The 25519-nt window shown below is 66.6% G+C and carries 23 protein-coding genes and 1 tRNA gene; 16 read left to right on the forward strand and 8 right to left on the reverse strand.

The window, feature by feature from the left end; genetic code table 11:
- Positions 1–144 precede the first annotated feature (144 nt).
- The 6 genes from ACIQC0_RS05800 to ACIQC0_RS05825 all read right to left on the reverse strand — a co-directional run bounded on the left by ACIQC0_RS05800 (position 145) and on the right by ACIQC0_RS05825 (position 6945).
- The gene (locus tag ACIQC0_RS05800) at positions 145–1284 is read right to left on the reverse strand and encodes a bifunctional 2-methylcitrate synthase/citrate synthase (RefSeq protein ID WP_400533302.1); all 1140 of its coding nucleotides are present in this window, start codon (positions 1282–1284) and stop codon (positions 145–147) included.
- A gap of 63 nt (positions 1285–1347) precedes the next feature.
- On the reverse strand, positions 1348–2250 hold the full coding sequence (gene prpB, locus ACIQC0_RS05805; protein ID WP_400533304.1) for a methylisocitrate lyase: 903 nt from the start codon (positions 2248–2250) through the stop codon (positions 1348–1350).
- Positions 2251–3771, reverse strand: coding sequence for an MmgE/PrpD family protein (locus ACIQC0_RS05810; protein WP_400533306.1), 1521 nt, complete (start codon positions 3769–3771; stop codon positions 2251–2253).
- Between the two features lie 10 nt (positions 3772–3781).
- Positions 3782–4420: a GntR family transcriptional regulator gene (locus ACIQC0_RS05815; RefSeq protein ID WP_377216999.1), complete on the reverse strand. Its 639-nt coding sequence runs from the start codon at positions 4418–4420 to the stop codon at positions 3782–3784.
- A 186-nt stretch (positions 4421–4606) separates the two neighbouring features.
- Positions 4607–5323 carry a response regulator gene (locus ACIQC0_RS05820; protein WP_400533308.1) on the reverse strand — a complete coding sequence of 239 codons (717 nt, stop codon included), beginning with the start codon at positions 5321–5323 and terminating at the stop codon, positions 4607–4609.
- On the reverse strand, positions 5320–6945 hold the full coding sequence (locus ACIQC0_RS05825) for an ATP-binding protein (protein ID WP_400533310.1): 1626 nt from the start codon (positions 6943–6945) through the stop codon (positions 5320–5322). Before ACIQC0_RS05825 ends, ACIQC0_RS05820 begins: the two co-directional genes overlap by 4 nt.
- A 152-nt stretch (positions 6946–7097) precedes the next feature.
- Between ACIQC0_RS05825 and ACIQC0_RS05830 the strand changes: the two genes are divergently transcribed.
- The 10 genes from ACIQC0_RS05830 (at position 7098) to ACIQC0_RS05875 (ending at position 16686) form a co-directional block, all read left to right on the forward strand.
- Positions 7098–8444, forward strand: a complete 1347-nt coding sequence (locus tag ACIQC0_RS05830; RefSeq protein ID WP_377217002.1) for a cation:dicarboxylate symporter family transporter — start codon at positions 7098–7100, stop codon at positions 8442–8444.
- A 240-nt stretch (positions 8445–8684) separates the two neighbouring features.
- A complete protein-coding gene (locus tag ACIQC0_RS05835; RefSeq protein WP_400533312.1) occupies positions 8685–9584 on the forward strand; it encodes a ParA family protein in 900 nt (299 codons plus the stop codon).
- Between the two features lie 7 nt (positions 9585–9591).
- A complete protein-coding gene (locus tag ACIQC0_RS05840; RefSeq protein ID WP_400533314.1) occupies positions 9592–10416 on the forward strand; it encodes a segregation and condensation protein A in 825 nt (274 codons plus the stop codon).
- Complete coding sequence (locus tag ACIQC0_RS05845; RefSeq protein WP_377217005.1) at positions 10413–11072, forward strand: SMC-Scp complex subunit ScpB; 660 nt, start codon at positions 10413–10415, stop codon at positions 11070–11072. Before ACIQC0_RS05840 ends, ACIQC0_RS05845 begins: the two co-directional genes overlap by 4 nt.
- 110 nt (positions 11073–11182) lie before the next feature.
- Positions 11183–12367, forward strand: coding sequence for a pseudouridine synthase (locus ACIQC0_RS05850; RefSeq protein WP_377217006.1), 1185 nt, complete (start codon positions 11183–11185; stop codon positions 12365–12367).
- A gap of 3 nt (positions 12368–12370) precedes the next feature.
- A complete protein-coding gene (locus ACIQC0_RS05855) occupies positions 12371–13480 on the forward strand; it encodes a prephenate dehydrogenase (protein ID WP_400533317.1) in 1110 nt (369 codons plus the stop codon).
- Positions 13480–14193, forward strand: coding sequence for a (d)CMP kinase (gene cmk / locus ACIQC0_RS05860; protein WP_377217008.1), 714 nt, complete (start codon positions 13480–13482; stop codon positions 14191–14193). The genes ACIQC0_RS05855 and cmk overlap by 1 nt, the downstream gene beginning before the upstream one ends.
- Positions 14194–14224: 31 nt before the next feature.
- Positions 14225–14905: a lysophospholipid acyltransferase family protein gene (locus ACIQC0_RS05865; RefSeq protein WP_400533902.1), complete on the forward strand. Its 681-nt coding sequence runs from the start codon at positions 14225–14227 to the stop codon at positions 14903–14905.
- A 10-nt stretch (positions 14906–14915) separates the two neighbouring features.
- On the forward strand, positions 14916–16466 hold the full coding sequence (der, locus tag ACIQC0_RS05870) for a ribosome biogenesis GTPase Der (RefSeq protein WP_377217009.1): 1551 nt from the start codon (positions 14916–14918) through the stop codon (positions 16464–16466).
- A gap of 146 nt (positions 16467–16612) precedes the next feature.
- Positions 16613–16686, forward strand: a tRNA-Pro gene (locus ACIQC0_RS05875).
- 83 nt (positions 16687–16769) lie between these two features.
- Here the strand turns inward: ACIQC0_RS05875 and ACIQC0_RS05880 are convergent.
- Positions 16770–17639, reverse strand: a complete 870-nt coding sequence (locus ACIQC0_RS05880; protein ID WP_377217010.1) for an Fpg/Nei family DNA glycosylase — start codon at positions 17637–17639, stop codon at positions 16770–16772.
- A gap of 169 nt (positions 17640–17808) precedes the next feature.
- Here ACIQC0_RS05880 and gcvH point away from each other — a divergent pair, with 169 nt between their 5' ends.
- From gcvH to ACIQC0_RS05905, 5 genes are all read left to right on the forward strand, one after another.
- Positions 17809–18195 (forward strand): glycine cleavage system protein GcvH, encoded by a 387-nt coding sequence (gcvH, locus tag ACIQC0_RS05885; protein WP_377217011.1) that lies wholly within the window; start codon positions 17809–17811, stop codon positions 18193–18195.
- 152 nt (positions 18196–18347) lie between these two features.
- Positions 18348–18821 carry an FHA domain-containing protein gene (locus ACIQC0_RS05890; RefSeq protein WP_377217012.1) on the forward strand — a complete coding sequence of 158 codons (474 nt, stop codon included), beginning with the start codon at positions 18348–18350 and terminating at the stop codon, positions 18819–18821.
- Between the two features lie 23 nt (positions 18822–18844).
- Complete coding sequence (locus ACIQC0_RS05895; RefSeq protein WP_400533320.1) at positions 18845–19561, forward strand: MerR family transcriptional regulator; 717 nt, start codon at positions 18845–18847, stop codon at positions 19559–19561.
- A complete protein-coding gene (locus tag ACIQC0_RS05900) occupies positions 19561–20064 on the forward strand; it encodes a bifunctional nuclease family protein (RefSeq protein ID WP_377217014.1) in 504 nt (167 codons plus the stop codon). Before ACIQC0_RS05895 ends, ACIQC0_RS05900 begins: the two co-directional genes overlap by 1 nt.
- 235 nt (positions 20065–20299) lie before the next feature.
- Positions 20300–20893, forward strand: a complete 594-nt coding sequence (locus ACIQC0_RS05905; RefSeq protein ID WP_400533323.1) for a MerR family transcriptional regulator — start codon at positions 20300–20302, stop codon at positions 20891–20893.
- Positions 20894–20988: 95 nt separating this feature from the next.
- Here the strand turns inward: ACIQC0_RS05905 and ACIQC0_RS05910 are convergent, their stop codons facing one another.
- Complete coding sequence (locus ACIQC0_RS05910) at positions 20989–21798, reverse strand: ParA family protein (RefSeq protein WP_377217016.1); 810 nt, start codon at positions 21796–21798, stop codon at positions 20989–20991.
- 315 nt (positions 21799–22113) lie between these two features.
- On the opposite strand from ACIQC0_RS05910, the gene ACIQC0_RS05915 reads away from it, so the two are divergent.
- Positions 22114–25509 carry a pyruvate carboxylase gene (locus tag ACIQC0_RS05915; RefSeq protein WP_377217017.1) on the forward strand — a complete coding sequence of 1132 codons (3396 nt, stop codon included), beginning with the start codon at positions 22114–22116 and terminating at the stop codon, positions 25507–25509.
- The last annotated feature ends 10 nt before the right edge of the window (positions 25510–25519 follow it).

Below are 25519 nucleotides of genomic sequence, written 5' to 3' on the forward strand. Positions count from 1 at the left end.
TAAGCGATGGCATACTTGGCGACGGGTGAATCCGCCGGGCTCAAGCGCTTGTTGGTATCCCTCGATCTGGACCTGTAGACAAGTGCGGCGGACCGGCCACCCAAGGTGGCCGGTCCGCCGTCGAAGGCTAACCCGAAGCCGGTGCTACGGCACGTGGCGTTCTTCCGCTCCGTTGTATTCGCTCAACGGGCGGATGAGCGAGTTGGACTCCAGCTGCTCCATGATGTGGGCCGTCCAGCCCGTGATCCGGCTGGCCACGAACAACGGCGTGAATGTGGGGGTGTCGAATCCCATCAGGTGGTACGTGGGTCCGGCCGGGTAGTCGAGGTTGGGCTTGATGGCCTTGGCCTCGTCCATGGCCTGCTCCAGGCCGTTGTATAGCCCCAGCAGTTCCGGGCGGCCGTAGTGGGCGATCATCTTGTCCAGCGCGGCCTTCATGGTGGGAACCCGCGAGTCGCCGTGCTTGTAGACGCGGTGCCCGAAGCCCATGACCTTCTTCTTCTGCGCGAGGGCGTCCTCCATCCACGCCTTGGCCCGGGCGGCCGCTTCCTCCAAGGATTCCTCCTGGCGGATGCCGATCTCGTCGAAAGTGTGCATCACGGCCTCGTTGGCGCCGCCGTGCAGCGGACCCTTGAGCGCTCCGATGGCACCGGTCACGGCCGAGTGCAGATCGGACAACGTCGAGGTGATAACCCGGGCGGTAAATGTGGAGGCGTTGAAGGAGTGCTCGGCATAGAGGATCATCGAGACGTTGAACGCCTCCACCACCTCGGGCACCTGCTCCCCGCCGAAGGCCATCCACAGGAAGTTCGCCGAGTAGCCCAGGTCCTCCCGGGGCTCCACGGCTTCCTGCCCGTGCCGGCGGCGCTGGTCGTACGCCACCACGGCGGGCATGGCGGCAAAGAGGTCCACGGCCTTGGCCATGTTTGCCTCGCGTGAGGAGTCCTCTGCCAGAGGGTGCCGGGCGCCCATCACGGACGCGGCCGTACGGCACACATCCATGGGGTGGGAGGTGGTGGGCAGCGCATCGATGACCTGCTTGACCACCGGATCCAGGGCGCGGCCGGCGCGCTCCCGGGCGGTGAATTCTGCGAGCTGCTCGGCGGTGGGCAGTTCGCCGTTCCACAGCAGGTACGCAACCTCCTCGAAGCTGCAGCGGGCTGCCAGCTCCTGGACCGGGTAGCCCCGGTAGAGGAGGGAATTGGTCTCGGGGTTCACCTTCGACACGGAGGTGTAATCCACCACGACGCCGGCGAGGCCCTTCTTGATGTCCTGTTCAGCCATGCTGAAACTCCTTTGTTCCTGTCGCCTGGTGGCCCGGACGGTGCCGGGCCGGGGTTTGCGGGTTCAGTTACCGGGTACCTGGAAGTTGAAGATCCCGGTATCGAAGCGGTTGTAGGCCTCGTAGTCCACGAGGTCATACAGCCGCGCACGCGTGAGCATGTTCCCGACCTGCGCCTGCTGGGTGCCGTCAGCCCTGATCGCTTCCAGCGTACGCTCCGCGGCGCCCATGGCACTACGGAGGAGCGTCACCGGGTAGATGACCATGTTGACGCCTACGCCGTGGAGCTGGTCCACGGTGAAGAGGTCGCTCTTGCCGAACTCGGTCATGTTGGCCAGGATCGGCACGTCCACGGCGTCCCGGATGGCCTGGAATTCGTCCAGGGTGGCCATGGCTTCGGGGAAGATCGCGTCCGCGCCGGCCTCCACCAGCGCCTTGGCACGGTTCTGGGCGGCGGCCAGGCCGTCCACGGCGCGGATGTCGGTGCGGGCCATGATCAGGAAGTTCGGGTCGCGGCGGGCGTCTGCCGCGGCGCGGATCCGCTTGGTGGCGGTGTCCAGGTCCACCACGTTCTTCCCGTCGAGGTGGCCGCAGCGCTTGGGGTTGAACTGGTCCTCGATGTGCAGCCCGGCCAGGCCGGCGTTCTCGATTTCCTGCACGGTCCGGGCCACGTTCATCGGTTCGCCAAAACCGGTGTCTGCGTCCACGATCGAGGGCAGGTCCGTCATCCGGGCGATCTGCCCGGCGCGGGTGGCTACCTCGGTGAGGGTGGTGAGCCCGATGTCCGGCAGGCCCAGGTCGTTGGCCAGCACGGCGCCGGAAATGTAGACGCCGTCAAAGACTTTTTCCTCGATCAGGCGGGCGGAGAGCGGGTTGAACGCGCCGGGGAACCGTGCGGTGGTCCCGGCGGCGAGGAGTTCGCGGAACCGGATGCGCTTCTGCTCCGGCGTCACTTTGGAGTACAGCATCTAGAACAGGCCCTTCGGTGCCGCGTCCAGGTCGATGACGCCGGGGGCGGCAGCGATGTTCAGCTGGTCCAGTTCACCGGCGGCCAGTTCCGGGAGGCGTTCGACGGCGGCGAGGAACCTTTCGATTTCGGCTTCCTCCACGAGTCCGGCGGCGAGGGTGCGGAACTTGTTGACGTACTGTTCCCGTGCGAAAGGCCTGGCCCCGAGCGGGTGGGCATCGGCGACGGCGATCTGGTCCGTGATGACGGTACCGTCGGTGAGGGTGATCTCCACGGATCCGCCGAAGGCCTTCTCGCTGATATCCAGCGAGTGGTAGCGGCGGGTCCATTCCGGGTCTTCCTCGGTAGTGACCTTGTGCCACAGCTCCACGGTGTCCGGGCGGGCAGCGCGCTCGGGGGCGTAGGAGTCAACGTGGTGCCACGAGCCGTCCTGCAGTGCCACGGTGAAGATGTACGGGATGGAGTGGTCCAGGGTCTCCCGCGACGCAGTGGGGGAGTACTTCTGCGGATCGTTTGCGCCGGAGCCGATCACGTAGTGGGTGTGGTGGCTGGTCTTGATCAGCACCGATGCCACGTTGGCCGCGTCCGTGGCCTCGGGGTGCTCACGGTTGAGCTTGCGGGCCAGGTCGATCCAGGCCTGGGCCTGGTACTCCGCGGAGTGCTCCTTGGTGTAGGTGTCCAGGATGGCGCGCTTGGCTTCGCCGGGGGTGGGCAGCGGCACCATGTAGGACGCACCCGGGCCGTCCAGCATCCAGGCGATAACACCGTCCTCGCCTTCGTAGATGGGCACGGGGGACGTCTGTCCGCGCATGGAACGGTCGGCGGCCTCGACGGCCATCTTGCCGGCGAAGGCCGGGGCATGCGCCTTCCACGTGGAGATTTCACCCTTCCGCGACTGGCGGGTGGCGGTGGTGGTGTGGAGAGCCTGACCAACGGACTGGAAGATGGTCTCCACGTCCAGGCCCAGCAGGGTGCCGATGCCCGCGGCCGCGGACGGGCCCAGGTGGGCCACGTGGTCGATCTTGTGCTTGTGCAGGCAGATGGCCTTGACCAGGTTCACCTGGATTTCGTAGCCGGTGGCGATGCCGCGGACCAGGTCCGCGCCGCTGGCACCCGTGTGCTGGGCCACGGCAAGGATCGGCGGAATGTTGTCGCCCGGGTGGGAGTAGTCCGCGGCCAGGAAGGTGTCGTGGTAGTCCAGTTCACGCACGGCCACGCCGTTGGCCCAGGCCGCCCATTCGGGGGATACCCGCTCGTCGATGCCGAACACCTTGGCGCCCTTGCCGCCGGTGCTGGGGCCGTGCGTCAGTGCCTGGGCGCGGGCGGCGATGATGGGGGCGCGGTTCAGCGAGGCGATGGCAACTGAGGCGTTGTCGATGATGCGGTTGATGACCATGTCGGTGACCTCGTCGGTGACTGCCACCGGGTCCGTGGCCACCTGGGCGATCTTGTAGGCGAGCTGCTCCTCCCGGGGCAAGTTTTCCTCGCTCTTGTACACGCGGACGTGGTGTTCCTTGACCATGGTGCTCCTTCTAGGGGGTATGGGTGGCTTTGACGTGGGAGAGGCTGCGGTGCAGGTGGACGGTGGTCGCCGCCTGGGCCAGCCGCGGGTTGCCTGCCGCTATGGCTTCGGCGATCGCGGCGTGCTCCGCAGCGGCGGCGGTGAGCCGCTCCGCGTCGTCGGCGGCCAGCCGGCGGACCCGGACCAGATGGACCCGGAGGCTCCGCATGGCCTGCGCCAAATACGAGTTGGAGATTGCGGTGTCGATGGCAGCATCCAGCCGGGCCACCAGCGCGTAATAGGCCTGCCTGCCGGATTCGCTGCCGTCGATCAGCTGCGGGGCAACGGCCAGCTCCTGCCTGAGTTTTTCGAAGGTGGCGGGATCGCCGCGTTCGGCAGCCAGTGCGGCAGCCTTTCCTTCGAGCGTTTCGCGGAGTTCGAACAGTTCCCCGATGTCCTCCAGCGAAATTCCGGTGACGACGACGCCACGGCCGCCTGCCGCCGTCGTCAATCCTTCCGCGGTGAGGCGGCTGAGCGCCTCCCGGAGGGGCGTGCGGGAGACGCCGAGGCGTTCGGACTGTTCCACTTCCGCCAGGACGGTTCCCGGGCCGAGGCGCCATTCGATGATGTCATCGCGCAGTGCCGCGTATGCCCTGTCGCTGGCGCGCATCCCGGTCTCCTTCCCTCTCTGCACAACCCGCTCAGTGTATACATACTCCCGCGGATATTGCATTAGTTTGGATAAATGTCCGGTGTTACCGGCCCCCTTGTATACAAAAGCCTAGCCGCGTTGTGCCCTCCACCACCGATGACGCCGGAGTGATCCTCGACCTGGTCCAGATCCTGCGGCCGTGAGTCACTTCCCGTTCCAGCGGTATTCGTTCTCTGGCCGCCCCGGCGTGCCGTACCGCGCTGTACGCAGGGCAGTTCCGGCGTCGGCCAGGTACTCCAGGTAGCGCCGGGCTGTCACGCGGGACATGCCCAGGGCGTCCATGACCTCCGTTGCCGATACGGCGGCGTCCCGGTGTTTCCGGAGAAAGTCCTGGACCGATCCCAGGGTGGCTGCCGAGAGGCCTTTCGGCAGCGGAAGTTCAGAGGGCGCCCGCAGGCTCGCGAAGGCCTGGTCCACCTCGCTTTGGGAGGCGCCGGCCCTGCCGGAACCGGACTGGCGGTCCGAAAGCTGCCGGCGGAAGCTGCGGTAGCTCTCCAGCTTGTCCGCAAACGTGGCGAACGTGAAAGGCTTGATCAGGTACTGGACCACGCCGATGGCCACCGCGCTCCGGACAATCGCCAACTCCCGGACCGCGGTGATGGCAATGATGTCCGCGAGGATGCCGGAGGCCCGCATCCTGCGGGCAATGTCCAGTCCGTGCAGGTCCGGCAGGTTCATGTCCAGCAGCACCAAGTCGACAGGGGCTCCTGAACCGGCAAGCTCGCCCAGCAGCCGCAGCGCGGACTGGCCGTCGGCCGCGGTCCCTGCCAACTCAAAGCCCGGAATTCGCTGGATGTAGGCGGCGTGGGCAGCCGCGGCCACGGCTTCATCCTCAACGACGAGGACACGGATGGTGCTCACGGTTGTTCCTTCCCAAGGGGTGTGGCGGCGGGCAGGAAGACTTCGAATTTGGCGCCGCGGCGGCCATTGACCGTCAGCGTGCCGCCCAGGCGCCCGACTGACTGGCGGACCAGGGCGAGCCCGATGCCACGGGTACCGGTCTTGGTGCTGTAGCCGTGCCGGAACATGTTCTCTGCGGCGGCCGGATCGATGGCGGGGCCCGAATCATGGACGGTGATGTCAAGGCCCTCCTCGTCAGACTCTACTGTCAGCATGACATGCCGAGGCGGTGCGCCTTCGGCGGCCGCGTCGATGGCGTTGTCCAGCAGGTTCCCCAACACCGTCACCAGGTCCTGGACTGCGATGCCGGCGGCGCCTCCGGTGCCCAGCGCAGCCACGTCGAGCTGCACGCCGCGTTCATGCGCTTCGGCGGCCTTGCCCATCACCAGTGCCGCCAGGACGGGTTCGTCCACGGAACGCACCATGTCATCGGTCAGCTGCTGGCTCAGTTCCAGGTCCTTCGTCGCAAAGTCCAGCGCCTCCGCAGTCCGTCCCAGCTCCAGCAGCGAGACCACCGTGTGCAGGCGGTTGGCGTGTTCGTGGGTCTGGGCGCGGAGCGCATCAGAGAGCGTGCGCATCGTCTCCAGCTCGTTGCCGAGCGCCTCCACCTCAGTACGGTCCCGCAGGGTGGCCACAGTTCCGTACACGGGCGCGCGGCCACGAAAACCCGGGGAGGACGGCGCCCTGGCCGGGGCCTGGCTGACCACCAGGATGCGGGGACCGGCCAGCATCATTTCGTCCCTCGCGGTGCGGCCTGACTCGAAGAGGGCACGGAGGTCTTCGTCCAGCGGAAGGTCCGCCAGCGCGGGGGCGTTTCGGGGATCGTTGCTGCCGCTGCGGGGATCAAGACCCAGCAGCTGCGCGGCCTGATCGTTGTACATCACCACGCGGCCCCTCGTATCGATCAGCACCAGCCCTTCGCGGACTGAATGGAGCACGGACTCGTAGTAGGCGAACAGCTGGGCCAACTGCTCCGGGCCCCAGCCGCGCGTAACTCCGCGGAGGTACCGGCCCAGCAGCCACGACGCCAGCGAACCGCCCACCAGCAGGGCTCCTCCGATCGCGGCCAGCGCTGGCAGCCGGCCGGCGAAGGCCACGTCCACGGTCCGGACGGTGACGCCGGCGGACACCAGAGCTTTCACGCTCCCTTCCGCGTCCTTCACCGGAACGATGGTCCGGACCGAGGGGCCGAGTGTTCCGGCGGTGACCTCGGTGAACACCTCACCGCGGAGCGCTGCATCGATGGAACCGATATAGGGCTGGCCGATTTCCTGAGTCCTGGGGTGCGTCCAGCGGGTGCGGTCCGGGGCCATGATCGTAATGAAGTCCGCAGGGGCGGAGGCCATGACCTCCTCGGCGTAGGGCTGCAGGACGGCCGAGGGATCCGCGGAGGCGGCGGCCTCCAGGACCACCGGCGCAGCCGCCACGGCCGCGGCAATGCCTGTCATGCGCGCCCCGGCCTCTTCATAGGCGCGGTCCCTGGCGTCCACGTAGGCGGCTGAACCCACGATCGCGATAAATGCCACCACGGTCAGCAGGTTCGCCACGAACAGCCGCCGGGCAATGCTCCAGTGGTGGATCATCCCGCCTCCTTTAAGATGCCCGCTGCGACCAATATGAACGCAACGGTGAGCTGGATCACGGGATGGCCAATGATGGGTGTCACATCCCAAGGACGTCGAGCCCGGAAACTGCGCCGAAGCGTCTACCAAATTATCCATAAGGAGAGACACCCATGGCTTCTCAACGAGGAGAGTCCCCCGCTGCCGTGACGACGCGGCGCAAGGGCATCGACAAGTCGCATTACCTGTACATCGCCGTCATCGCCGCCGTTATCCTCGGCGCCCTGGTGGGCCTGATGTTCCCGGAGGTCGGCAAGTCCCTCAAGCCGCTCGGGGACGGGTTCATCAAGCTCATCAAGATGATGATCGCCCCGGTCATCTTCTGCACCATCGTCCTGGGCATCGGATCGATCGCGAAGGCTGCCACGGTCGGCAAGGTAGGCGGCATGGCGCTGGGCTACTTCGTCGCGATGTCGACGTTCGCGCTCGCCATCGGCCTGGTGGTGGGCAACCTGATCCACCCCGGTGAGGGCTTGAAGCTCGCCCCCTACGATCCCAGCAAGAAGGCAGAGGTCGACAGCACCGTCGCCTTCCTCCTTGGCATCATCCCGGGCGACATCCCCGTACTGCCCACCCTCTTTGCCGCCATCCTCGTAGGGTTCGCCCTCCAGAAGATGGGCCCGCAGGGCGCTCCCATCCTCAAGGCGATCGGCCACGGCCAGGTCCTGGTCTTCCGCATCCTGATCATGATCATGTGGCTTGCCCCCGTGGGTGCCTTCGGTGCCATCGCCGCCGTCGTGGGAGCTACCGGTTTCCAGGCCATTGTCAGCATGTTCACTCTGATGGCAGCCTTCTACATCACCTGCGCACTGTTCATCGTGGTCATCCTCGGAGGCCTGCTCAAGGTGGTTACCGGCGTCAACATCTTCAAGCTGATGAAGTACCTGGGCCGGGAGTACCTGCTGATCTTCTCCACGTCCTCCTCCGAAGCTGCCCTGCCCCGCCTCATCGCCAAGATGGAACACCTCGGTGTCTCCAAGCCGGTTGTGGGCGTCACGGTGCCCACGGGCTACTCTTTCAACCTTGACGGCACGGCCATCTACCTGACCATGGCCTCCCTGTTTGTTGCCAACGCCATGGGAACCCCGCTGGACCTCGGCGCGCAGATCTCCCTGCTGGTCTTCATGATCATCGCCTCCAAGGGTGCAGCCGGCGTCACCGGTGCCGGCCTTGCCACGCTCGCCGCTGGCCTCCAGGCCCACAAGCCCGAGCTGCTGGGCGGCGTGGGCATGATCGTAGGCATCGACCGGTTCATGTCCGAGGCCCGCGCCCTGACCAACTTCACCGGCAACGCCGTCGCCACCGTCCTGATCGGCACGTGGGTCAAGGAGATCGACGGCGGTCAGGTCAACCAGGTGCTCTCCGGCGAGCTGCCCTTCGACGAGCAGACCATGATTGCCGGCCACGGCGGTCCGGTCGTCGAGGAAACCGAAGCCCGGCGTGTTCCCGCAACCGTCTAGGCACCACGCCGGACATCAGTCCGGATAAACGCAGCAGCCCCCGCAGCCTTGGCCGCGGGGGCTGCTGCATGTCGGGAACGAACCAACCTTCGACCTCAGCTAGAGGGTCAAGGCTCAACAGGGACCGAAAGTCAAGTTCCCTCGAATGCCGTGTCGGTCGCTGTAACCTTGGGAAGAAGAAGGAACGGCGCTGGCAATCAGCGGCAGGAAATCACCGTCATCGAAAGTGTGGATAGATACGTGAGCAGCGAACAGGGTTCAGCAACTCTGGAGGGCACGGAATTTGGCCTGGACAACGCGGTGATGGGCCCCACCGGGCGCCCATACCGCGAGTTCCCGGAACCCGCGCCGCTGTCCTCCCACGGTCCGGCCCGGGTCATCGCCATGGTCAACCAGAAGGGCGGCGTCGGCAAGACCACCTCGACGATCAACCTCGCCGCTGCGTTGGCGGAATACGGCCGCCGCGTCCTCTTGGTCGATTTCGATCCGCAGGGTGCGCTGTCCGCAGGCCTCGGCGTGAATCCCCACGAACTGGACCTCACTGTCTACAACGTCCTGATGGACCGCAAGGTGGACATCCGCCAGGCCATCCACCAGACCGGCGTCGAGAACGTCCACCTGCTGCCGGCCAACATCGATCTTTCCGCGGCCGAAGTCCAGTTGGTCAACGAAGTTGCCCGGGAACAGGTCCTGGACCGGGCACTCAAGAAAGTTGAGGAAGACTATGACGTCGTGCTCATCGACTGCCAGCCGTCCCTTGGCCTGCTGACCGTCAACGCCCTGACCGCCGCACATGGCGTCATCATTCCCCTGATCTGTGAGTTCTTCGCCCTGCGTGCAGTCGCCCTGCTCGTGGAAACCATCGACAAAGTCCAGGACCGGCTGAACCCCGGCCTGCAGGTGGATGGCGTACTGGCCACCATGTACGACGCCCGCACCCTGCACAGCCGTGAGGTGATCACCCGGCTCGTGGAGGCATTCGGCGACAAGGTGTTCGAAACCGTCATCAAGCGCTCCATCAAGTTCGCGGACGCCACCGTGGCTGCGGAGCCCATCACCAGCTATGCCGGCAACCATGTGGGCGCGGACGCCTACCGCCGCCTGGCCAAGGAACTGATTTCGCGCGGCGGCGCGCCCTAGCAATCCCGTGGCAGAGGCCAAAGCAGATACCAAGCCGGGTTTTGAGGTACGACTGGCCAACTTCACCGGCCCGTTCGACCTCCTCCTGGGCCTGATCGCCAAGCACCAGCTGGACATCACCGAGGTGGCCATCGCCACCGTTACCGACGAGTTCATCAAGTACATCCGTAAGCTCCAGGAGCTCGGGGAGGAATGGGCGCTGGATGAAGCCAGCGAATTCCTGGTCATCGCCGCCACGCTGCTGGACCTGAAGGCCGCGCGGCTGCTGCCGTCCGGCGAAGCGGTTGATGACGAGGACATCGCACTGCTTGAGGCCCGGGACCTCCTGTTCGCCAGGCTGCTGCAGTACAAAGCCTTCAAGCAGGTGGCCGCCATCCTGGATGACACCCTCCACCGGGAGGCGCGCCGCTTTCCCCGGCAGGTGGCACTCGAGGAACACTTTGCCGCCATGCTGCCGGAGCTTGTCTGGAAGCACACGCCGGAACAGTTCGCCCGGCTGGCCGAAAGCGCACTCCGGCCTAAACCCGCTGCGCCCACCGAAGTGGGCATCGCCCACCTTCACGGCAGCGCAGTCAGCGTGCGCGAGCAGGCCGCGCTGCTGGGCCTGCGCCTGCAGCGTGAATCGCCGCAGCCGTTCCGTTGCCTGATAGCGGACGCCGAATCCACGCTGGTGGTGGTGGCCCGCTTCCTGGCACTGCTGGAGCTGTTCCGCGATACCGCGGTGTCCTTCGACCAGCTGTCCCCGCTGGCGGACCTCACCGTGCACTGGGCGGCGGGGGACCGGGACTGGACGGCGGAAAACGTCAGCGAAGAGTACGAGGAGCAGCCATGAGCGGCACGGACCAGCGCGAACACCAGGAACACCAGGACCTGGCCGGCCTGCCGGGCGGAGCCAGGGCTGCATTGGAAGCCGTCCTCATGGTGGTGGACCAGCCGGCCACGGAGGAGGAGCTGGCCGCGGGACTGGGCCTGACCGTGGACACTGTCCGCGGCCTGCTGGCAGAACTGGAGCGCGAGTATAACGGGTATACTGTTAACGCCCCGGACATGGAGAACGCCAGCACCGCTGGTTTCGGCTCCAGCCCCCGGGGTTTTGAATTGCGGAATATCGCTGGCGGCTGGCGGATCTACTCCCGGACGGAGTTCGCCGACATCGTGGGTAAGTACGTGTTGGAGGGGCAGACTGCCAGGCTAACGCAGGCTGCCTTGGAAACACTCGCGGTCATTGCGTACCGCCAGCCCGTATCGCGGGCCAGGGTGTCTGCAATTCGCGGAGTCAACGTGGACTCTGTCGTCAGGACACTTGCCCAGCGCGGGCTGATCGAGGACGCAGGGACAGATCCGGAGTCCGGTGCCATCCTCTACCGCACCACCTCCTATTTCCTCGAACGGATGGGGATCGGTTCTGTGGCGGAACTGCCGCAGCTCTCCCCCCATCTCCCGGGGCTGGACGGGATCGCCGAGTTCTATGACGACGAACGCATGTAGCCGGGGAGACCCCGGCTGCGAAAGATTTTTATCAGGGCAGATTATTTCTGCAGTGCTGGCTAGGGTTGTCTGTGGACATCTTTGCCGGCCAAAACATTGAAGGACGGGTCATGACACAGGCGGGACGCCAGGGTTCACCACGTAACGGTTCGGGGCGCAATAACTCCGAACGCTCACCACAGCGCAGCGGTTCCAAGGGCGGCAGCTTCGGCGGCGCCAACCGGGGTTCAGGGTTCGGCAGCGGCCGGCCGCAGCGGGCCCAGAAGCCACGCGAAGAACGCTTCGTGGACCCGGACCTCGCCGGGGACCAGCAGGACCGTGGGGCCGGCGCCCGTGCTGCCAAGCCGGCGTCGCGCAAGCCTGCCACCCGTAAGCCGGGCTCGAAAAAGGCCCCCGGCACGCCCGGCGCCCCAAAGGCCAAGCCTCGCACCGGAGCCCCCGGCGCCGCTGCCTCCAAGGCGTTCGGCAGCGAGCGTTTCGGCCAGAACCTGGGTCCCGTCCGCCGGCCTTCGCGCAGGAAGGGCCCCCGCGGCGACGTTCCCCAGTCCGAACTGCATGACGCCGACGGCGTGCGCCTGCAGAAGGTCATGGCCTCCGCCGGCGTTGCTTCCCGTCGCGTCTGCGAGGAGATGATCGCTGAGGGCCGCGTTGAGGTCGATGGCCAGGTTGTCACCGAGCTCGGCGTGCGCATCGATCCCAAGACGGCGGTCATCCACGTTGACGGCCTGCGCATCCAGCTCGACGAGAACCTGGTGTACATGGTCTTCAACAAGCCGAAGGGCGTGGTGTCCACCATGGAGGACCCGGACGGCCGCCCGTGCATCAGCGACTTCCTGAAGAACAACAAGAACAAGGGCGAGCGGCTCTTCCACGTTGGGCGCCTTGACGTCGCCACCGAAGGTCTCCTGCTCCTGACGAACGACGGCGAACTCGCCAACCGCCTGACGCATCCTTCGTATGAGGTGCCCAAGACGTACCTGGTCCAGGTCCGCGGACCCTTCCCGCACGGCGTCGGCGCACAGCTGAAGGCCGGCGTCGAGCTTGAAGACGGCGTGGCCGCCGTCGACTCATTCCGGCTGGTGGACTCCACTCCCGGGCACGTGCTCATCGAGGTGGTGCTGCATTCCGGAAAGAACCGCATCGTCCGGCGCATGTTCGACGCCGTCGGCTTCCCCGTCCAGCGCCTGGTCCGCGTCAAGGTGGGGCCCATTGGGCTGGGCGACCAGCGCCAGGGCAGCATCCGCAACCTGGGCAAGCAGGAAGTCGGCCACCTGCTGGCAGCAGTAGGTCTCTGAGGCATGGCCGCCTTCCACAGCGCCGGCCGCGGCCACCTGGACGGTCCGGTTGTGGTCCTTGGTACGGGCCTGCTCGGAACCAGCATCGGGCTGGGCCTGCGTGGCCGGGCAATCCCGGTCTTCCTGTCAGACCCGTCGCCCACCAACCAGGCGGTGGCGGTGGACATCGGCGCAGGCCGGCCGCTGGCCGAAATAGGCGACGCCATGCCGCAATTGGTCGTCGTGGCGGCCCCGCCGGATGTCACTGCTGACGTGGTCGCCGGCGCCCTGGCGGACTATCCCGCCGCGGTGGTGGTGGACATCGCCAGCGTCAAGGCGGAGATCCTGGCGGACCTGCAGGGCATGGAGGCTGACCTGACCCGGTACGTGGGGACCCACCCCATGGCCGGCCGCGAGAAATCCGGCCCGGTCGCTGCCCGCGGGGAACTGTTCACCTCCATGCCGTGGGTGCTGTGCCCCGGTCCGGAAACCTCTCCCGAGGCGCTGCAGACCGCACGGTCGCTCGCGATGGACCTCGGCGCCGTCGTCTCCCAGTTCTCCCCTGAGGAGCACGACGAAGCCGTGGCCCTGGTATCCCACCTGCCGCAGGTCATGTCCTCGCTCCTGGCCAGCCGGTTGCAGGGGACCCCCCTGCACGCGCTGTCCCTCGCCGGCAACGGCCTGCGGGACGTGACCCGGATCGCTGCCAGCGACCCCACGCTGTGGGTCCAGATTCTCGGGGGCAACGCCGGAAAGATCGTCGAGATCCTTTACGGCGTGCGCGAGGACCTCAACCGCCTGATCAACACCCTCGAGGACCCCACCGCTCCCGGAGCCCGCCTGGACCTTGCCCAGCTGATCAGCGAAGGCAATGCCGGCCAGGCCCGGATCCCGGGCAAGCACGGCGGGCCCCCGCAGGCGTATGCGTGGCTCACGGTCCTGGTGGACGACAAGCCCGGCCAGATCGCGCGCCTCCTCACGGAGATCGGTGAAATCGGCGTGAATCTCGAGGACCTCCGGCTGGACCACTCGTCCGGCCAGAACGTCGGCATGGTGGAGATTTCCGTCCTGCCGAACAAGCACGACCACCTGATCGAAGCCCTCAACGACCGCGGATGGCGGGTACTGCAGTAATGACACAGGAAGTTCTCGACACCATGCCCGCTTTGCGCATTGGCCGGCCCCTGGTGGTCGCCATTGACGGTCCTTCCGGCTCCGGCAAGTCCAGCGTGAGCAAGGAAGTGGCCCGGAGGCTGCGCCTCGCCTACCTGGACACCGGCGCCATGTACCGCGCCCTGACCTGGTACTGCCTTTCCAACGGTATCGACCTCGAAGACGGCGCCGCCGTGGAACAGGCCTCGCGGGACTTCGTGCTGGACCAGAGCACGACTCCCCAGGAGGAATACGTCCGCGTGGGCGGCGTGGATGTCACCGACGCCATCAGGGAACCGGCCATCTCGGCCGCTGTCAGTGCGGTGGCCACGACCCTCGGCGCCCGGACTGAGCTGATCCGGCGCCAGCGGGAACAGATCGAAAAGCACCACCGCCGCATGGTGGTTGAAGGCAGGGACATCACCACCGTCGTCGCGCCCGGCGCAGAGGTGCGCATGCTGCTGACCGCAAGCGAGGAAGCCCGCCTGCGCCGGCGCGGCATCCAGTTGGGCGGAACGCAGAACGCGGCGGAACTCGCGGCGCAGGTCACCCACCGGGACGCTAAGGATTCAACGGTGGTGAACTTCACCCAGGCCGCGGACGGTGTGGTGACCCTCGACTCCTCGGACCTCGACTTCGACCAGACCGTGGACGCGGCCCTGGTGATCGTCACCAAGGTCCTCAACCGTGACTGACCGCGCGGCCGGCCTCCCCGGAACGTGGACCATGGCATGGAGCCGGCCGGTGGGCTGGATCCTGGACAACCTGGTGTACCGGACCACCGTCGCCGGCAGGTCCAACGTGCCCACGGGCGGTCCGGTGATCTTCGCCGGAAACCACATCAGCTTCCTGGACGGTCCTGTCATGTTCGGAGCCGCGCCGCGGCCTATGCATATCCTGGTCAAACAGGAGATGTTCCGCGGCTTCCTGGGCGGCGTGCTCACCGCAGCCGGCCAGCTTCCGGTGGACCGCCGGGGCGGCCGGGCAGCGCTGCAGCGCTGCAGGAACGTGCTCGACGCCGGCCGGTGCGTGGGCATTCTTCCCGAAGGGACCCGGGGGAGCGGTGACGCCTCCGGAATCAACGGCGGGGTGGCGTGGCTTGCCCTCCAGACGGGCGCGCCCGTGGTTCCCGTCGCAATCCTTGGTACCCGCCAGGGCAGCGAACACCTGGACAGCGTGCCGCGTCCGGGCCGCCGGCTCCACGTGAACTTCGGCAGGGCGCTGACCCTCGCCGCCCATGCAGGCGAAAGCGGCCGTGCTTCAATGGACAGGGCGGCGCAGGAGATCCGCGCTGCACTGGCCGGGCATGTCCAGGACGCCATTGAACTCAGCGGGCAGCGGTTGCCCGTATCCAATGATCCGCAAGATGTAGCAGCAGTAGCCGGGACGCCGGCAGATGACCACTAAGGACAGTGCAATGAGCGATACCACGCAGACTCCCGGCCACTACGGCGCCGGGGAAGACGAATACACGCCCGCGGGCACGGACCAGGTGGCCGAACGGCTGGCGGCAATCGACGACGACGAGGCGGAGCTCCGCGCGGCCTCGCTCCGGGCGGGCCTGGAGGACTACGACCTTGACGAGGAAGACGCCGCGCTGCTGAGCGGGGAGTACGGCGACGAGGACTTCGACGGCCCGGTCAAGCTTGACCCAGTCCTCGCCATCATCGGCCGGCCAAACGTGGGTAAGTCCACGCTGGTCAACCGCATCCTGGGCCGCCGCGAGGCCGTGGTGGAGGACACCCCCGGCGTCACCCGTGACCGCGTCATGTATTCGGCGAACTGGAACGGGCGTAACTTCACGCTGGTGGACACCGGCGGCTGGGAGCACGACGCCCGCGGCATCCACGCGCGCGTGGCCGAACAGGCCGAGATGGCCGTGGAACTCGCAGACGCCGTGCTCTTCGTGGTGGACTCCGCCGTGGGCGCCACCGCGACGGATGAAGGCGTCATGAAGATGCTGCGCCGCAGCAAGAAGCCGGTCATTATGGTCGCCAACAAGGTGGACGACTTCGCCCAGGAAGCGGACTCGGCCACACTCTGGGGGCTGGGCTTCGGTGAGCCCTACCCGGTCTCGGCCCTGCACGGCCGTGGCGTGGCGGACCTCCTGGACCACGTCATGGACGTGCTGCCGGAGTTCTCCACCATCGAGGGAGTGGAGCGTTCCGGCGGCCCGCGCCGCATCGCCCTGATCGGCCGCCCCAACGTGGGCAAATCCTCGCTGCTGAACAAGCTGGCAGGATCCGAGCGGGTGGTGGTGGACAACACAGCAGGAACCACCCGCGACCCCGTTGACGAATTCATCGAGCTCGGCGGCCGCACCTGGCGCTTCGTGGATACCGCAGGTATCCGCCGGCGGCAGCACATGGCCCAGGGCGCAGACTTTTATGCCTCCCTGCGGACGCAGGCCGCGCTCGAAAAGGCGGAAGTCGCCGTCGTACTCCTCGCAGTGGACGAGGTCCTCAGCGAACAGGATGTGCGCATCCTCCAGCTGGCTATTGAATCCGGCCGCGCCCTGGTGCTGGCGTTCAACAAGTGGGACCTGCTGGACGACGAGCGACGCCGCTACCTGGAGCGTGAAATCGAACAGGACCTGGCCCACGTGGAATGGGCCCCCCGGGTAAACATCTCGGCCAAGACCGGCTGGCACAAGGACCGCCTGGTTCCCGCACTGGACCTGGCCCTGGAGAACTGGGACAAGCGCATCCCCACCGGACGCCTCAACGCCTTCCTCGGCGAACTCGTCGCAGCCCATCCGCACCCGGTCCGCGGCGGCAAGCAGCCCCGCATCCTGTTCGGCACCCAGGCGTCCAGCCGGCCTCCGAAGTTCGTGCTGTTCACCACCGGGTTCCTGGACCCCGGCTACCGCCGTTTCATCACCCGACGGCTGCGCGAAACATTCGGCTTCCAGGGCACGCCCATCGAGGTCAGCATGCGTGTTCGGGAAAAGCGCGGCAAGAAGCGTTAATTGCGACACACCGCGCCCCTGATTCCCGGAAAGTGTCACGAGCACCCTCTGGAATCGTGTAAGCTCTTCTAGGTGGTTCGGCCGGACTGCTGGTGGAAACCATGGAGAAATCCGGGTTCACGCGCAGCGGAGAACGGCGGAACTAACGGGCTGTAGCGCAGCTTGGTAGCGCACTTGACTGGGGGTCAAGGGGTCGCAGGTTCAAATCCTGTCAGCCCGACCGAAAAAGCGGAAGCGCCGGAGATCAACTCCGGCGCTTCCGCTTTTTCGTGCCCTCCCGGTGGCGCTGTTTGCGGCGGTGGCCTATTTGAGGAATTTCGACGTTCTGCGGTCTGCCAGGATCTTGCCGTGGGTTTGGCAGGTGGGGCAGTACTGCAAGGCCGAATCGGCGAACGACACCTCGCGGACGGTATCCCCGCACACCGGACAGGGCTCGCCGGTGCGTCCGTGCACGCGCAGATGGCTGCGCTTAACGTCCTTCAGGTCCTGCGGCGGTTTCCCCGCTGTCTCTGCCAGGGCGTCGCCCAGCACGCTGTGGATGGCATCGTAGAGGACCTGGACGGTGGCGCGGTCCAGCGACTTTGCCGGCGCAAACGGTGAGATCCGGGCCGCATGCAGGATCTCGTCGCTGTAGGCGTTCCCGATCCCGGCGATGACGCTCTGGCTGCGCAGGAGGCCCTTGATTTGCTGCGGACTGCCGCCAAGGATCTCAGCCAGCATGGCGGCGTCGAACGCTTCCGTGAACGGATCCGGGCCCAGCGCAGCGATGCCGGGCACGTCCTGCGGGTCACGCACCACATACAGGGCGAGGCTTTTCTTGGTGCCGGCTTCGGTAAGGTCGAAACCGCGCCGCCCGTCCGGGCCCGTGAAGGCCAGCCGGGCGGCGATGTTGCCCTTGCCCATCCGGAGGGGCCGGTCCGTGGGGGAGTCGGTGAAACGGAGCCAGCCTGCGCGGGCCAGATGGAAGACCAGCGAAACCCCGCCGGCATCTATACAGATGAACTTGCCGAAGCGCCGGACACCGGTCACCGCCCGGCCCTCCAGGTCGCTGTAGGGCGGATCGACGGTCTTGAGCACAGCAAAGGAAACAACCTGTAGTTTTGCCAGGACGGTTCCCCGCAACTGTTCGTCCAGGTAGCGCGCCAGCCCGGCCACCTCGGGAAGTTCCGGCATGGGCGTTACCTGGCCGGGCCGGGAAGGCCTGCAACGGTGCGTAAGCTCATGGCTCCCATCTTGGCAGAAACGCGGGCAGGCGTCCCGGCAGTTGTGCCTATACTTTCAGCGGCGGCCAGTTTTCGTGGCCCCGTTGACATTGGTGTTCGACCCCGATGAAAGGCCCCTGATGAGCAACATTCCCGAAGACCTGTCCTACACCGCCGAACACGAGTGGGTCACTGCTCCCAATGCCGACGGTGTGGTCCGTGTGGGTATTACCGACTTCGCGCAGGATGCCCTGGGCGACGTGGTCTACGCCCAGATGCCGGAAGTCGGGACAACGGTCACGGCCAATGACGTTGTCGGCGAGGTCGAGTCCACCAAGAGCGTCAGTGACATCTATGCCCCGGTGAGCGGCGAAGTGGTGGCACGCAACGAGTCGCTGGACACCGATTCTGCCCTCATCAACTCGGACCCGTACGGCGACGGCTGGCTCATCGAGATCAAACTGGCCGAGCCGGACGCTGTGGACTCGCTGCTCAGTGCATCCGAGTACGAACAGCAGGTAGGCTAAAGCTAACCGGTAATTCCGGTCCGGCCCACGGCCCCGGCAGTACGTTTTCGCACGTCACCGCCGCGGCCGGGTGCCGGAAGCGGGCCTGCGGCGCAGGCCCGGAGTGTAATTGTTGCCGTGGCCCGGTGCCGCGGCGGGAAGAGGAGGAATCCATGGCTGGCCACACACACAACCCTGCCGACGGGGAACACGGCACGGGTGCGGCCGGGGCGTCGGAGACCACTTCCATCCACCTCACCCCGGTTCGGGAAGAACCCACCATTGCTCCCAAGCTGTCCGTCGAGGAACGCAGTTCCGTTGAGGCGCTCCCTGCCGGCTCCGCACTGCTGGTGGCGCACAGCGGTCCCAACGCCGGAGCTCGCTTCCTGCTGGACTCGGACGTCACTACGGCCGGCCGCCACCCGGACGCGGACATCTTCCTCGACGATGTCACCGTCTCGCGGCGCCACGTCGAGTTCCGCCGCACTGCCCGCGGGTTCGAGGTAGTGGACATGAACAGCCTCAATGGGACCTACGTCAACCACGACCGCGTGGACTCCGTGGAGCTGAAGTCCGGCAGCGAGGTGCAGATCGGCAAGTTCCGCCTCACCTTCTACCTCAGCCCTGCCGGCGCGGGCCGCAGCTGATCCGGGGACCGCTGCCTGTGGCAATGGCACAACCGGACCGCCGGGCACCCCAGGTCCTGAACATCGGGGAAGTCCTCGCCCAGCTCAGCGGAGACTTTCCCGGCATGACCGCGTCCAAGATCCGGTTCCTTGAGGAAAAGGGATTGATCAACCCGCGGCGCACCCCGGCCGGGTACCGCCAGTACGCCGAGAGCGACGTCGAACGGTTGCGTTTCGTCCTGGCCCTGCAGCGCGACCAGTATCTCCCGCTGAAAGTCATCAAGGACTACCTTGATGCCATCGACAGGGGAGACCGCCCCGAAAACCTGCCGCCCGGTGTCGTGGTTTCCCCGCGGATCGTCTCTGACGAGCTCGCCGCAGAACTGCAGAACCGCGGCCGGAAACTCTCCGAAGAGCAGTTGCGCGCTGAGTCCGGCGCCAGCGTTCCGCTGCTGCAGTCGCTGCTTAGCTTTGGCCTCATCAGCCACACTAACGGCAAATTCGACGAGCACGCCCTCCAGGTTGCCCGCGCCTGCGTGCAGCTGGAGAGCCACGGCCTCGAACCCCGCCACCTGCGGCCCTTCCAGGCTGCCGCGGAGCGGGAGTTCGGCCTGGTGGAACGCGCCGTGGCGCCCTTGGCGTCCCGGAAGGACTCCGCCTCCCAGGCGCGGGCTGCCGAGGCCGCCCGCGAAATCAGCGACCTTTGCCTCACCCTGCACCGCGCCCTGGTGCAGGACCACATCTCACGCATGGACATCTGATGATTGAAGTCGAGATTGTTGGCGTCCGGATCGAACTGCCGTCCAACCAGCCGCTGGTCCTCCTCCGGGAGCTGCACGGCGAACGGCATGTTCCCATCTGGATCGGCACGCCCGAGGCCAGCGCCATCGCACTGGCACAGCAGGGCGTGGTCCCGCCGCGGCCCATGACCCACGACCTCCTGGTGGATGTAGTGGAGTCGCTCGGCCATTCGGTGGTCAGCGTCAACATCGTGGCCGTGGAGGACAACATCTTTTACGGGCAGCTGCAGTTTGAGAACGGCACCACGGTCAGCTCCCGTGCGTCCGACGCCCTGGCCGTGGCGCTCCGGGCAAAGTGCCGGATCTGGTGTGCGGACTCGGTGATGGAAGAGGCCGGTGTGAGGATCACGGAGCACGATGAGGGCGAGGATGCCCAGCCCAGCCCCACCGTGGATGAAGAACGGGAACTGCGGCGGTTCCGCGAGTTCCTGGACGACGTTGAGCCGGAAGATTTCGACGGCTAAGGTCACGTTAAGGTTAAAGTTCAGCCTGAAAGTTTCGACACGCCACAACGAAGCCGCCAAGGTCTTTGACCTGGAGCCCGGCCGGCCCTAACGTCGAAGTATCAAGTTCCCATTGCTTACGGCAGCCGCGCAAGTCACACTGGAAAGTGCGCCCCGCGAAAATTACACGCATGGTCTTCGGGCCGGACAGGCTGTTGCAATTGATCCCCGGGAGCTTAGGACAAGGAGGATCCCCGTGAGTCCCAAAGGCGAAGCAGGCGGGCTGAAGCAGCCCACAGGCGGTGTTGCTGTGCCCGCGAGTGGTGCCCAGGGCCTACTGTTCACGGAAGACCTTCCCGTCTTGGACGAGGACGCCGGCTACCGGGGCCCCACTGCCTGCAAGGCGGCTGGCATTACGTACCGCCAACTCGATTACTGGGCCCGCACCGGACTGGTCGAGCCCGCGGTCCGCGGCGCAGCCGGTTCGGGTTCGCAGCGGCTCTACGGTTTCCGCGACATCCTGGTCCTCAAAGTGGTCAAGCGGCTCCTGGACACCGGGGTTTCGCTCCAGCAGATCCGCTCCGCGGTGGAACACCTCCGGGAGCGCGGCGTAGAGGACCTCGCGCAGATCACCCTGATGAGCGATGGTGCCAGCGTGTACGAATGCACCTCCGCAGACGAAGTTATCGATCTGGTCCAGGGTGGCCAGGGCGTGTTCGGGATTGCTGTCGGCCGGGTGTGGCGTGAGGTGGAAGGCAGCCTCGCCTCCCTGCCCAGCGAGCATGCAGCCCAGCAATCCTTCCCCGACGATGAACTCAGCAAGCGCCGGGCGGCTCGCAAAATCAGCTAGGCCCGAACCAGGACTGAAACGGCGAAGGCCGCCCTCCATCAGGAGGGCGGCCTTCGCCCGTTGGGGCAGCCAGGCGCTCCGGCCGGCGCGCCTGGCTACCGGGTCCGGGGGCGGAGGCCGCCGGCAGCCATGACGTTTGCCAGCAACTGGTCGAAAAGCGCCGCCGCCGTCTTGGCCGACTCGCCCGGCCAGTGGTGGACAGGATGGGCGGCGCCCTGGATCTGCTGCCAGTTGGCCTGCTCCGGGATTCGGGGGTCCAGGAGCAGGTCCCCGAACATTGCCTCCATTTCCGCGAGCCGGTATGTGTGTTCGGATGACCCGGTCCTCACCCTGTTGGCGACGATGCCGGCGGGGGACAGGTTGGGGGCGAACTCCTGGCGGAACAGTTGGATGGCACGCATGGTCCGCTCGGTTCCCGCCACGGAAAACAGGCCGGGCTCGGCCACCAGGGCAACTTTATCGCTGGCCGACCAGGCCATGCGGGTGAGCCCGTTGAGGGAAGGCGGGCAGTCAACGAGGACCAGGTCGTAGCTCCCTGCGCCGGCGAGCACCGCAGAAAGCCGGCGGAGGTCGCGCCGGCCCAGGTCCGGCCGGTCGTAGATCCCGGTGAAAGCGGAGCCGACGGCGACATCGAGGACGGCGGGTCCGTGTCCGTTCCGGTGGGAAGTCCAGCTACTGCCCACCACGTTGTCTGCGAGCTTCGCCTTGCGGGGGTTCTTGAGCATGCGGCCGATATCCAGCTGGCCACCGGGCTGGACGCCGAGCGCGGTGGTGGCGTCCGCGTGCGGATCCAGGTCCACCACCAGCGTGCTGATTCCCGCGGCCAGCGCCGCAGACGCCAGTCCTGTGGTGACGGAAGTCTTGCCGACTCCACCCTTGAGGCTGCTGATGCTGACTACTTGCACTTGAGAGACCAAAACCTAACGCCGGATGCCGTGTTCGGGGTAGTGTTTGCTCCGGCGGTGCCGAAGCCGGACGGCGCTGCCGCCCCACCCATCATATGTTGATGCGCCGGGGAAACCCGCCTTGGGCGGGCTCCGGCATGGCACCGGGGACGCGTGCAGGTGCTGCTCCAGCGGGCGCCCGTCTGCGGTCCGGGCTGCCGCTGTTCTGGAGATGACGGGGAAATTTGTGATGGTTGACACAAAGATTTGTGTTTGCCCTTGGAGGTCCTAGACACTGTGACCACCCGTTCCACCCCGCAATGATGCAGGAGAAGTATGTTTTCCAAAGTTCTGGTGGCCAACCGCGGCGAAATCGCGATCAGGGCCTTCCGCGCCGGCTACGAGCTGGGCGCAAAGACCGTTGCCGTGTTCCCCCAAGAGGACAGGAACTCCATTCACCGGCAGAAGGCGGATGAGGCGTACCTCATCGGTGAGGAAGGCCACCCCGTCCGGGCTTACCTGGATGTGGCCGAGGTCATCCGGGTGGCCAAGGAATCCGGGGCTGATGCAATCTACCCCGGGTACGGCTTCCTCTCGGAAAACCCCGACCTGGCACGAGCGGCCAAGGAAGCGGGCATCACGTTCGTGGGGCCGCCTGCAGAGGTGCTTGAACTCGCCGGCAACAAAGTTGCGGCACTGAAGGCAGCACGGGACGCCGGGGTACCCGTCCTCAAGTCCAGCGCTCCGTCCAAGGACCTCGACGAACTCGTGGCTGCCGCGGACGAGATCGGATTCCCCGTCTTCGCCAAGGCCGTGGCCGGCGGCGGCGGCCGCGGCATGCGCCGGGTTGACACCCGTGAAGCACTCCCGGAGGCACTCCAGTCCGCCATGCGTGAGGCGGACGCTGCCTTTGGTGATCCCACCATGTTCCTGGAGCAGGCCGTCCTGCGCCCCCGCCACATCGAGGTACAGATCCTGGCGGATGCAGAGGGCAACGTCATGCACCTCTTTGAGCGCGACTGCTCCATCCAGCGCCGCCACCAGAAGGTCATCGAAATAGCCCCCGCACCCAACCTGGATGAGGGTATCCGGCAGGCCCTGTACCGGGACGCGGTCAAGTTCGCGAAGGCATTGAACTACGTGAACGCCGGCACGGTCGAGTTCCTCGTGGACACCGTGGGTGAGCGCGCGGGCCAGCACGTCTTCATCGAAATGAACCCGCGCATCCAGGTGGAGCACACCGTCACCGAAGAAGTCACGGACGTGGACCTGGTGCAGGCCCAGATGCGCATTGCCTCCGGCGAGACCCTCGCGGACCTCGGACTCTCCCAGGAGACCGTAAAGCTGCGCGGCGCGGCCCTGCAGAGCCGCATCACCACCGAGGATCCCGCCAACGGCTTCCGGCCCGACGTCGGGAAGATCACCGGCTACCGCTCTGCCGGTGGCGCGGGCGTCCGGCTCGACGGCGGCACCGTGTACTCGGGTGCCGAAATCAGCCCCCACTTCGACTCCATGCTGGTCAAGCTGACCTGCCGCGGCCGGGACTATCCCGCCGCCGTGGCACGTGCCCGGCGTGCCCTCGCCGAGTTCCGCATCCGCGGCGTGTCCACTAACATCTCATTCCTGCAGGCGGTGCTCGACGACCCCGACTTCATCGCCGGAGACGTCGCCACCAACTTCATCGACGAGCGTCCCCAGCTGCTCAAGGCCAGGGTGTCGGCGGACCGCGGCACCAAGCTTCTCACCTGGCTGGCCGATGTCACCGTTAACAAGCCCAACGGCGAACTGACGGTCCAGTCGAACCCCGCGGACAAACTGCCCAACGTCAAGGACCGGCCCGCGGCCGCAGGTTCCCGGCAGCGGCTCCTGGAGCTTGGCCCCGAAGGATTTGCCCGGGCGCTGCGGGAGCAGACCGCCGTCGCCGTCACGGACACCACCTTCCGCGACGCGCACCAGTCGCTCCTGGCCACCCGGGTGCGGACCCGCGACCTCGTGGCTGCAGGTCCCGCCGTCAGCGCCCTGATGCCGGAGCTGCTGTCCGTGGAGGCCTGGGGCGGCGCCACCTACGACGTTGCACTGCGCTTCCTGGGCGAGGATCCGTGGGACCGCCTCGCGGCCCTGCGTCAGGCCATGCCCAACGTCTGCCTGCAGATGCTGCTGCGAGGCCGCAATACCGTGGGCTACACGCCCTACCCCGAAGAGGTTACGGAAGCCTTCGTGAACGAGGCCGCCGCCACCGGCATCGACATCTTCCGGATCTTCGACGCGCTCAACGACGTCAACCAGATGGCCCCCGCCATCCGCGCTGTCCGTGCCACGGGTACCGCCCTCGCTGAGGTGGCGCTGTGCTACACCGGCGACATGCTGGACCCGGCTGAGAAGCTGTACACGCTGGACTACTACTTGGAGCTGGCCCAGCGGATTGTCGACGCCGGCGCCCACATCCTTGCCATCAAGGACATGGCCGGGCTGCTTCGGCCTGCTGCCGCAGCCAGGCTGGTGTCCGCACTGCGTGAACGCTTCGATCTCCCCGTCCACCTGCACACGCACGACACCGCGGGCGGCCAGCTGGCCACCCTGCTCGCTGCCGTGGATGCCGGCGTGGATGCGGTGGATGTTGCTTCCGCATCTCTGGCCGGTACCACCAGCCAGCCGTCGGCCTCCGCATTGGTTGCTGCCCTGGCCCACACCCCGCGGGACACCGGCCTGAGCCTGGACGCTGTCAGCTCCCTGGAACCGTATTGGGAAGCCGTGCGCCGCGTGTACGCGCCGTTCGAGTCCGGGCTGCCCGGACCCACCGGCCGCGTGTACAAGCACGAAATCCCGGGTGGCCAGCTGTCCAACCTGCGGCAGCAGGCCATGGCGCTGGGACTGGGGGAGCGCTTCGAAGCCATCGAGGACATGTACACCGCCGCGGACCGTATCCTGGGCCACCTGGTGAAGGTCACGCCGTCGTCCAAGGTGGTGGGTGACCTCGCCCTGCACCTGGTGGGCCTGAACGCGGATCCCGCGGACTTCGAAGCCAACCCGCAGAACTACGACATCCCCGACTCGGTGATCGGGTTCCTCTCCGGCGAGCTGGGCGACCCTCCCGGCGGCTGGCCGGAACCCTTCCGCACCAAGGCCCTGCAGGGCCGGAGCGTGAAGGTCCGCGACGTGGAGCTCAGCTCCGAGGACAGCGCCGCGCTGAAGGCCGATTCGAAGACCCGCCAGCAGACGCTGAACCGGCTGCTCTTCGACGGTCCCACCAAGGACTACCTCAAGAGCGTGGAAACGTACGGCAACATCTCGGTGCTGGACACCCGTGATTACCTGTACGGCCTCCAGCGGGGTCAGGAGCACGAGATCCAGCTGGAGCGGGGCGTCCGCCTGATCGCGTCCCTGGAAGCGGTCTCCGAGCCGGATGAGAAGGGCATGCGCACCGTCATGTGCACCCTGAACGGCCAGTCACGCCCCGTGGTGGTCCGTGACCGGTCGGTGGTCAGCAACGTCAAGGCCGCCGAGAAGGCCGATCCCGCCCAGCCGGGCCACGTTGCGGCCCCCTTCGCGGGCGCCGTTACGGTCACCGTCAAGGTGGGCGACACCGTCAACGCCGGAGACACCATCGCCACCATCGAGGCGATGAAGATGGAAGCATCCATCACGACGCCGGTGGGCGGCAAGGTGGCACGCCTCGCCATTTCTGCGGTGGAGCAGGTGCAGGGCGGGGACCTGCTCCTGGTCATCGAGTAACCCTTAAAGC

The organism is Pseudarthrobacter sp. NPDC092419, from assembly GCF_044755045.1.
Taxonomy (GTDB): domain Bacteria; phylum Actinomycetota; class Actinomycetes; order Actinomycetales; family Micrococcaceae; genus Arthrobacter.

Excerpts from the sequence above, each read along its gene's own strand:
- ACIQC0_RS05800 (WP_400533302.1), bottom strand. The coding sequence starts at position 1,284 with ATGGCTGAACAGGACATCAAGAAGGGCCTCGCCGGCGTCGTGGTGGAT.
- prpB (WP_400533304.1), bottom strand. The coding sequence starts at position 2,250 with ATGCTGTACTCCAAAGTGACGCCGGAGCAGAAGCGCATCCGGTTCCGC.
- ACIQC0_RS05810 (WP_400533306.1), bottom strand. The coding sequence starts at position 3,771 with ATGGTCAAGGAACACCACGTCCGCGTGTACAAGAGCGAGGAAAACTTG.
- ACIQC0_RS05815 (WP_377216999.1), bottom strand. The coding sequence starts at position 4,420 with ATGCGCGCCAGCGACAGGGCATACGCGGCACTGCGCGATGACATCATC.
- ACIQC0_RS05825 (WP_400533310.1), bottom strand. The coding sequence starts at position 6,945 with ATGATCCACCACTGGAGCATTGCCCGGCGGCTGTTCGTGGCGAACCTG.
- ACIQC0_RS05830 (WP_377217002.1), top strand. The coding sequence starts at position 7,098 with ATGGCTTCTCAACGAGGAGAGTCCCCCGCTGCCGTGACGACGCGGCGC.
- ACIQC0_RS05845 (WP_377217005.1), top strand. The coding sequence starts at position 10,413 with ATGAGCGGCACGGACCAGCGCGAACACCAGGAACACCAGGACCTGGCC.
- ACIQC0_RS05850 (WP_377217006.1), top strand. The coding sequence starts at position 11,183 with ATGACACAGGCGGGACGCCAGGGTTCACCACGTAACGGTTCGGGGCGC.
- ACIQC0_RS05855 (WP_400533317.1), top strand. The coding sequence starts at position 12,371 with ATGGCCGCCTTCCACAGCGCCGGCCGCGGCCACCTGGACGGTCCGGTT.
- cmk (WP_377217008.1), top strand. The coding sequence starts at position 13,480 with ATGACACAGGAAGTTCTCGACACCATGCCCGCTTTGCGCATTGGCCGG.
- ACIQC0_RS05865 (WP_400533902.1), top strand. The coding sequence starts at position 14,225 with ATGGCATGGAGCCGGCCGGTGGGCTGGATCCTGGACAACCTGGTGTAC.
- der (WP_377217009.1), top strand. The coding sequence starts at position 14,916 with ATGAGCGATACCACGCAGACTCCCGGCCACTACGGCGCCGGGGAAGAC.
- ACIQC0_RS05880 (WP_377217010.1), bottom strand. The coding sequence starts at position 17,639 with ATGCCGGAACTTCCCGAGGTGGCCGGGCTGGCGCGCTACCTGGACGAA.
- gcvH (WP_377217011.1), top strand. The coding sequence starts at position 17,809 with ATGAGCAACATTCCCGAAGACCTGTCCTACACCGCCGAACACGAGTGG.
- ACIQC0_RS05890 (WP_377217012.1), top strand. The coding sequence starts at position 18,348 with ATGGCTGGCCACACACACAACCCTGCCGACGGGGAACACGGCACGGGT.
- ACIQC0_RS05895 (WP_400533320.1), top strand. The coding sequence starts at position 18,845 with ATGGCACAACCGGACCGCCGGGCACCCCAGGTCCTGAACATCGGGGAA.
- ACIQC0_RS05900 (WP_377217014.1), top strand. The coding sequence starts at position 19,561 with ATGATTGAAGTCGAGATTGTTGGCGTCCGGATCGAACTGCCGTCCAAC.
- ACIQC0_RS05915 (WP_377217017.1), top strand. The coding sequence starts at position 22,114 with ATGTTTTCCAAAGTTCTGGTGGCCAACCGCGGCGAAATCGCGATCAGG.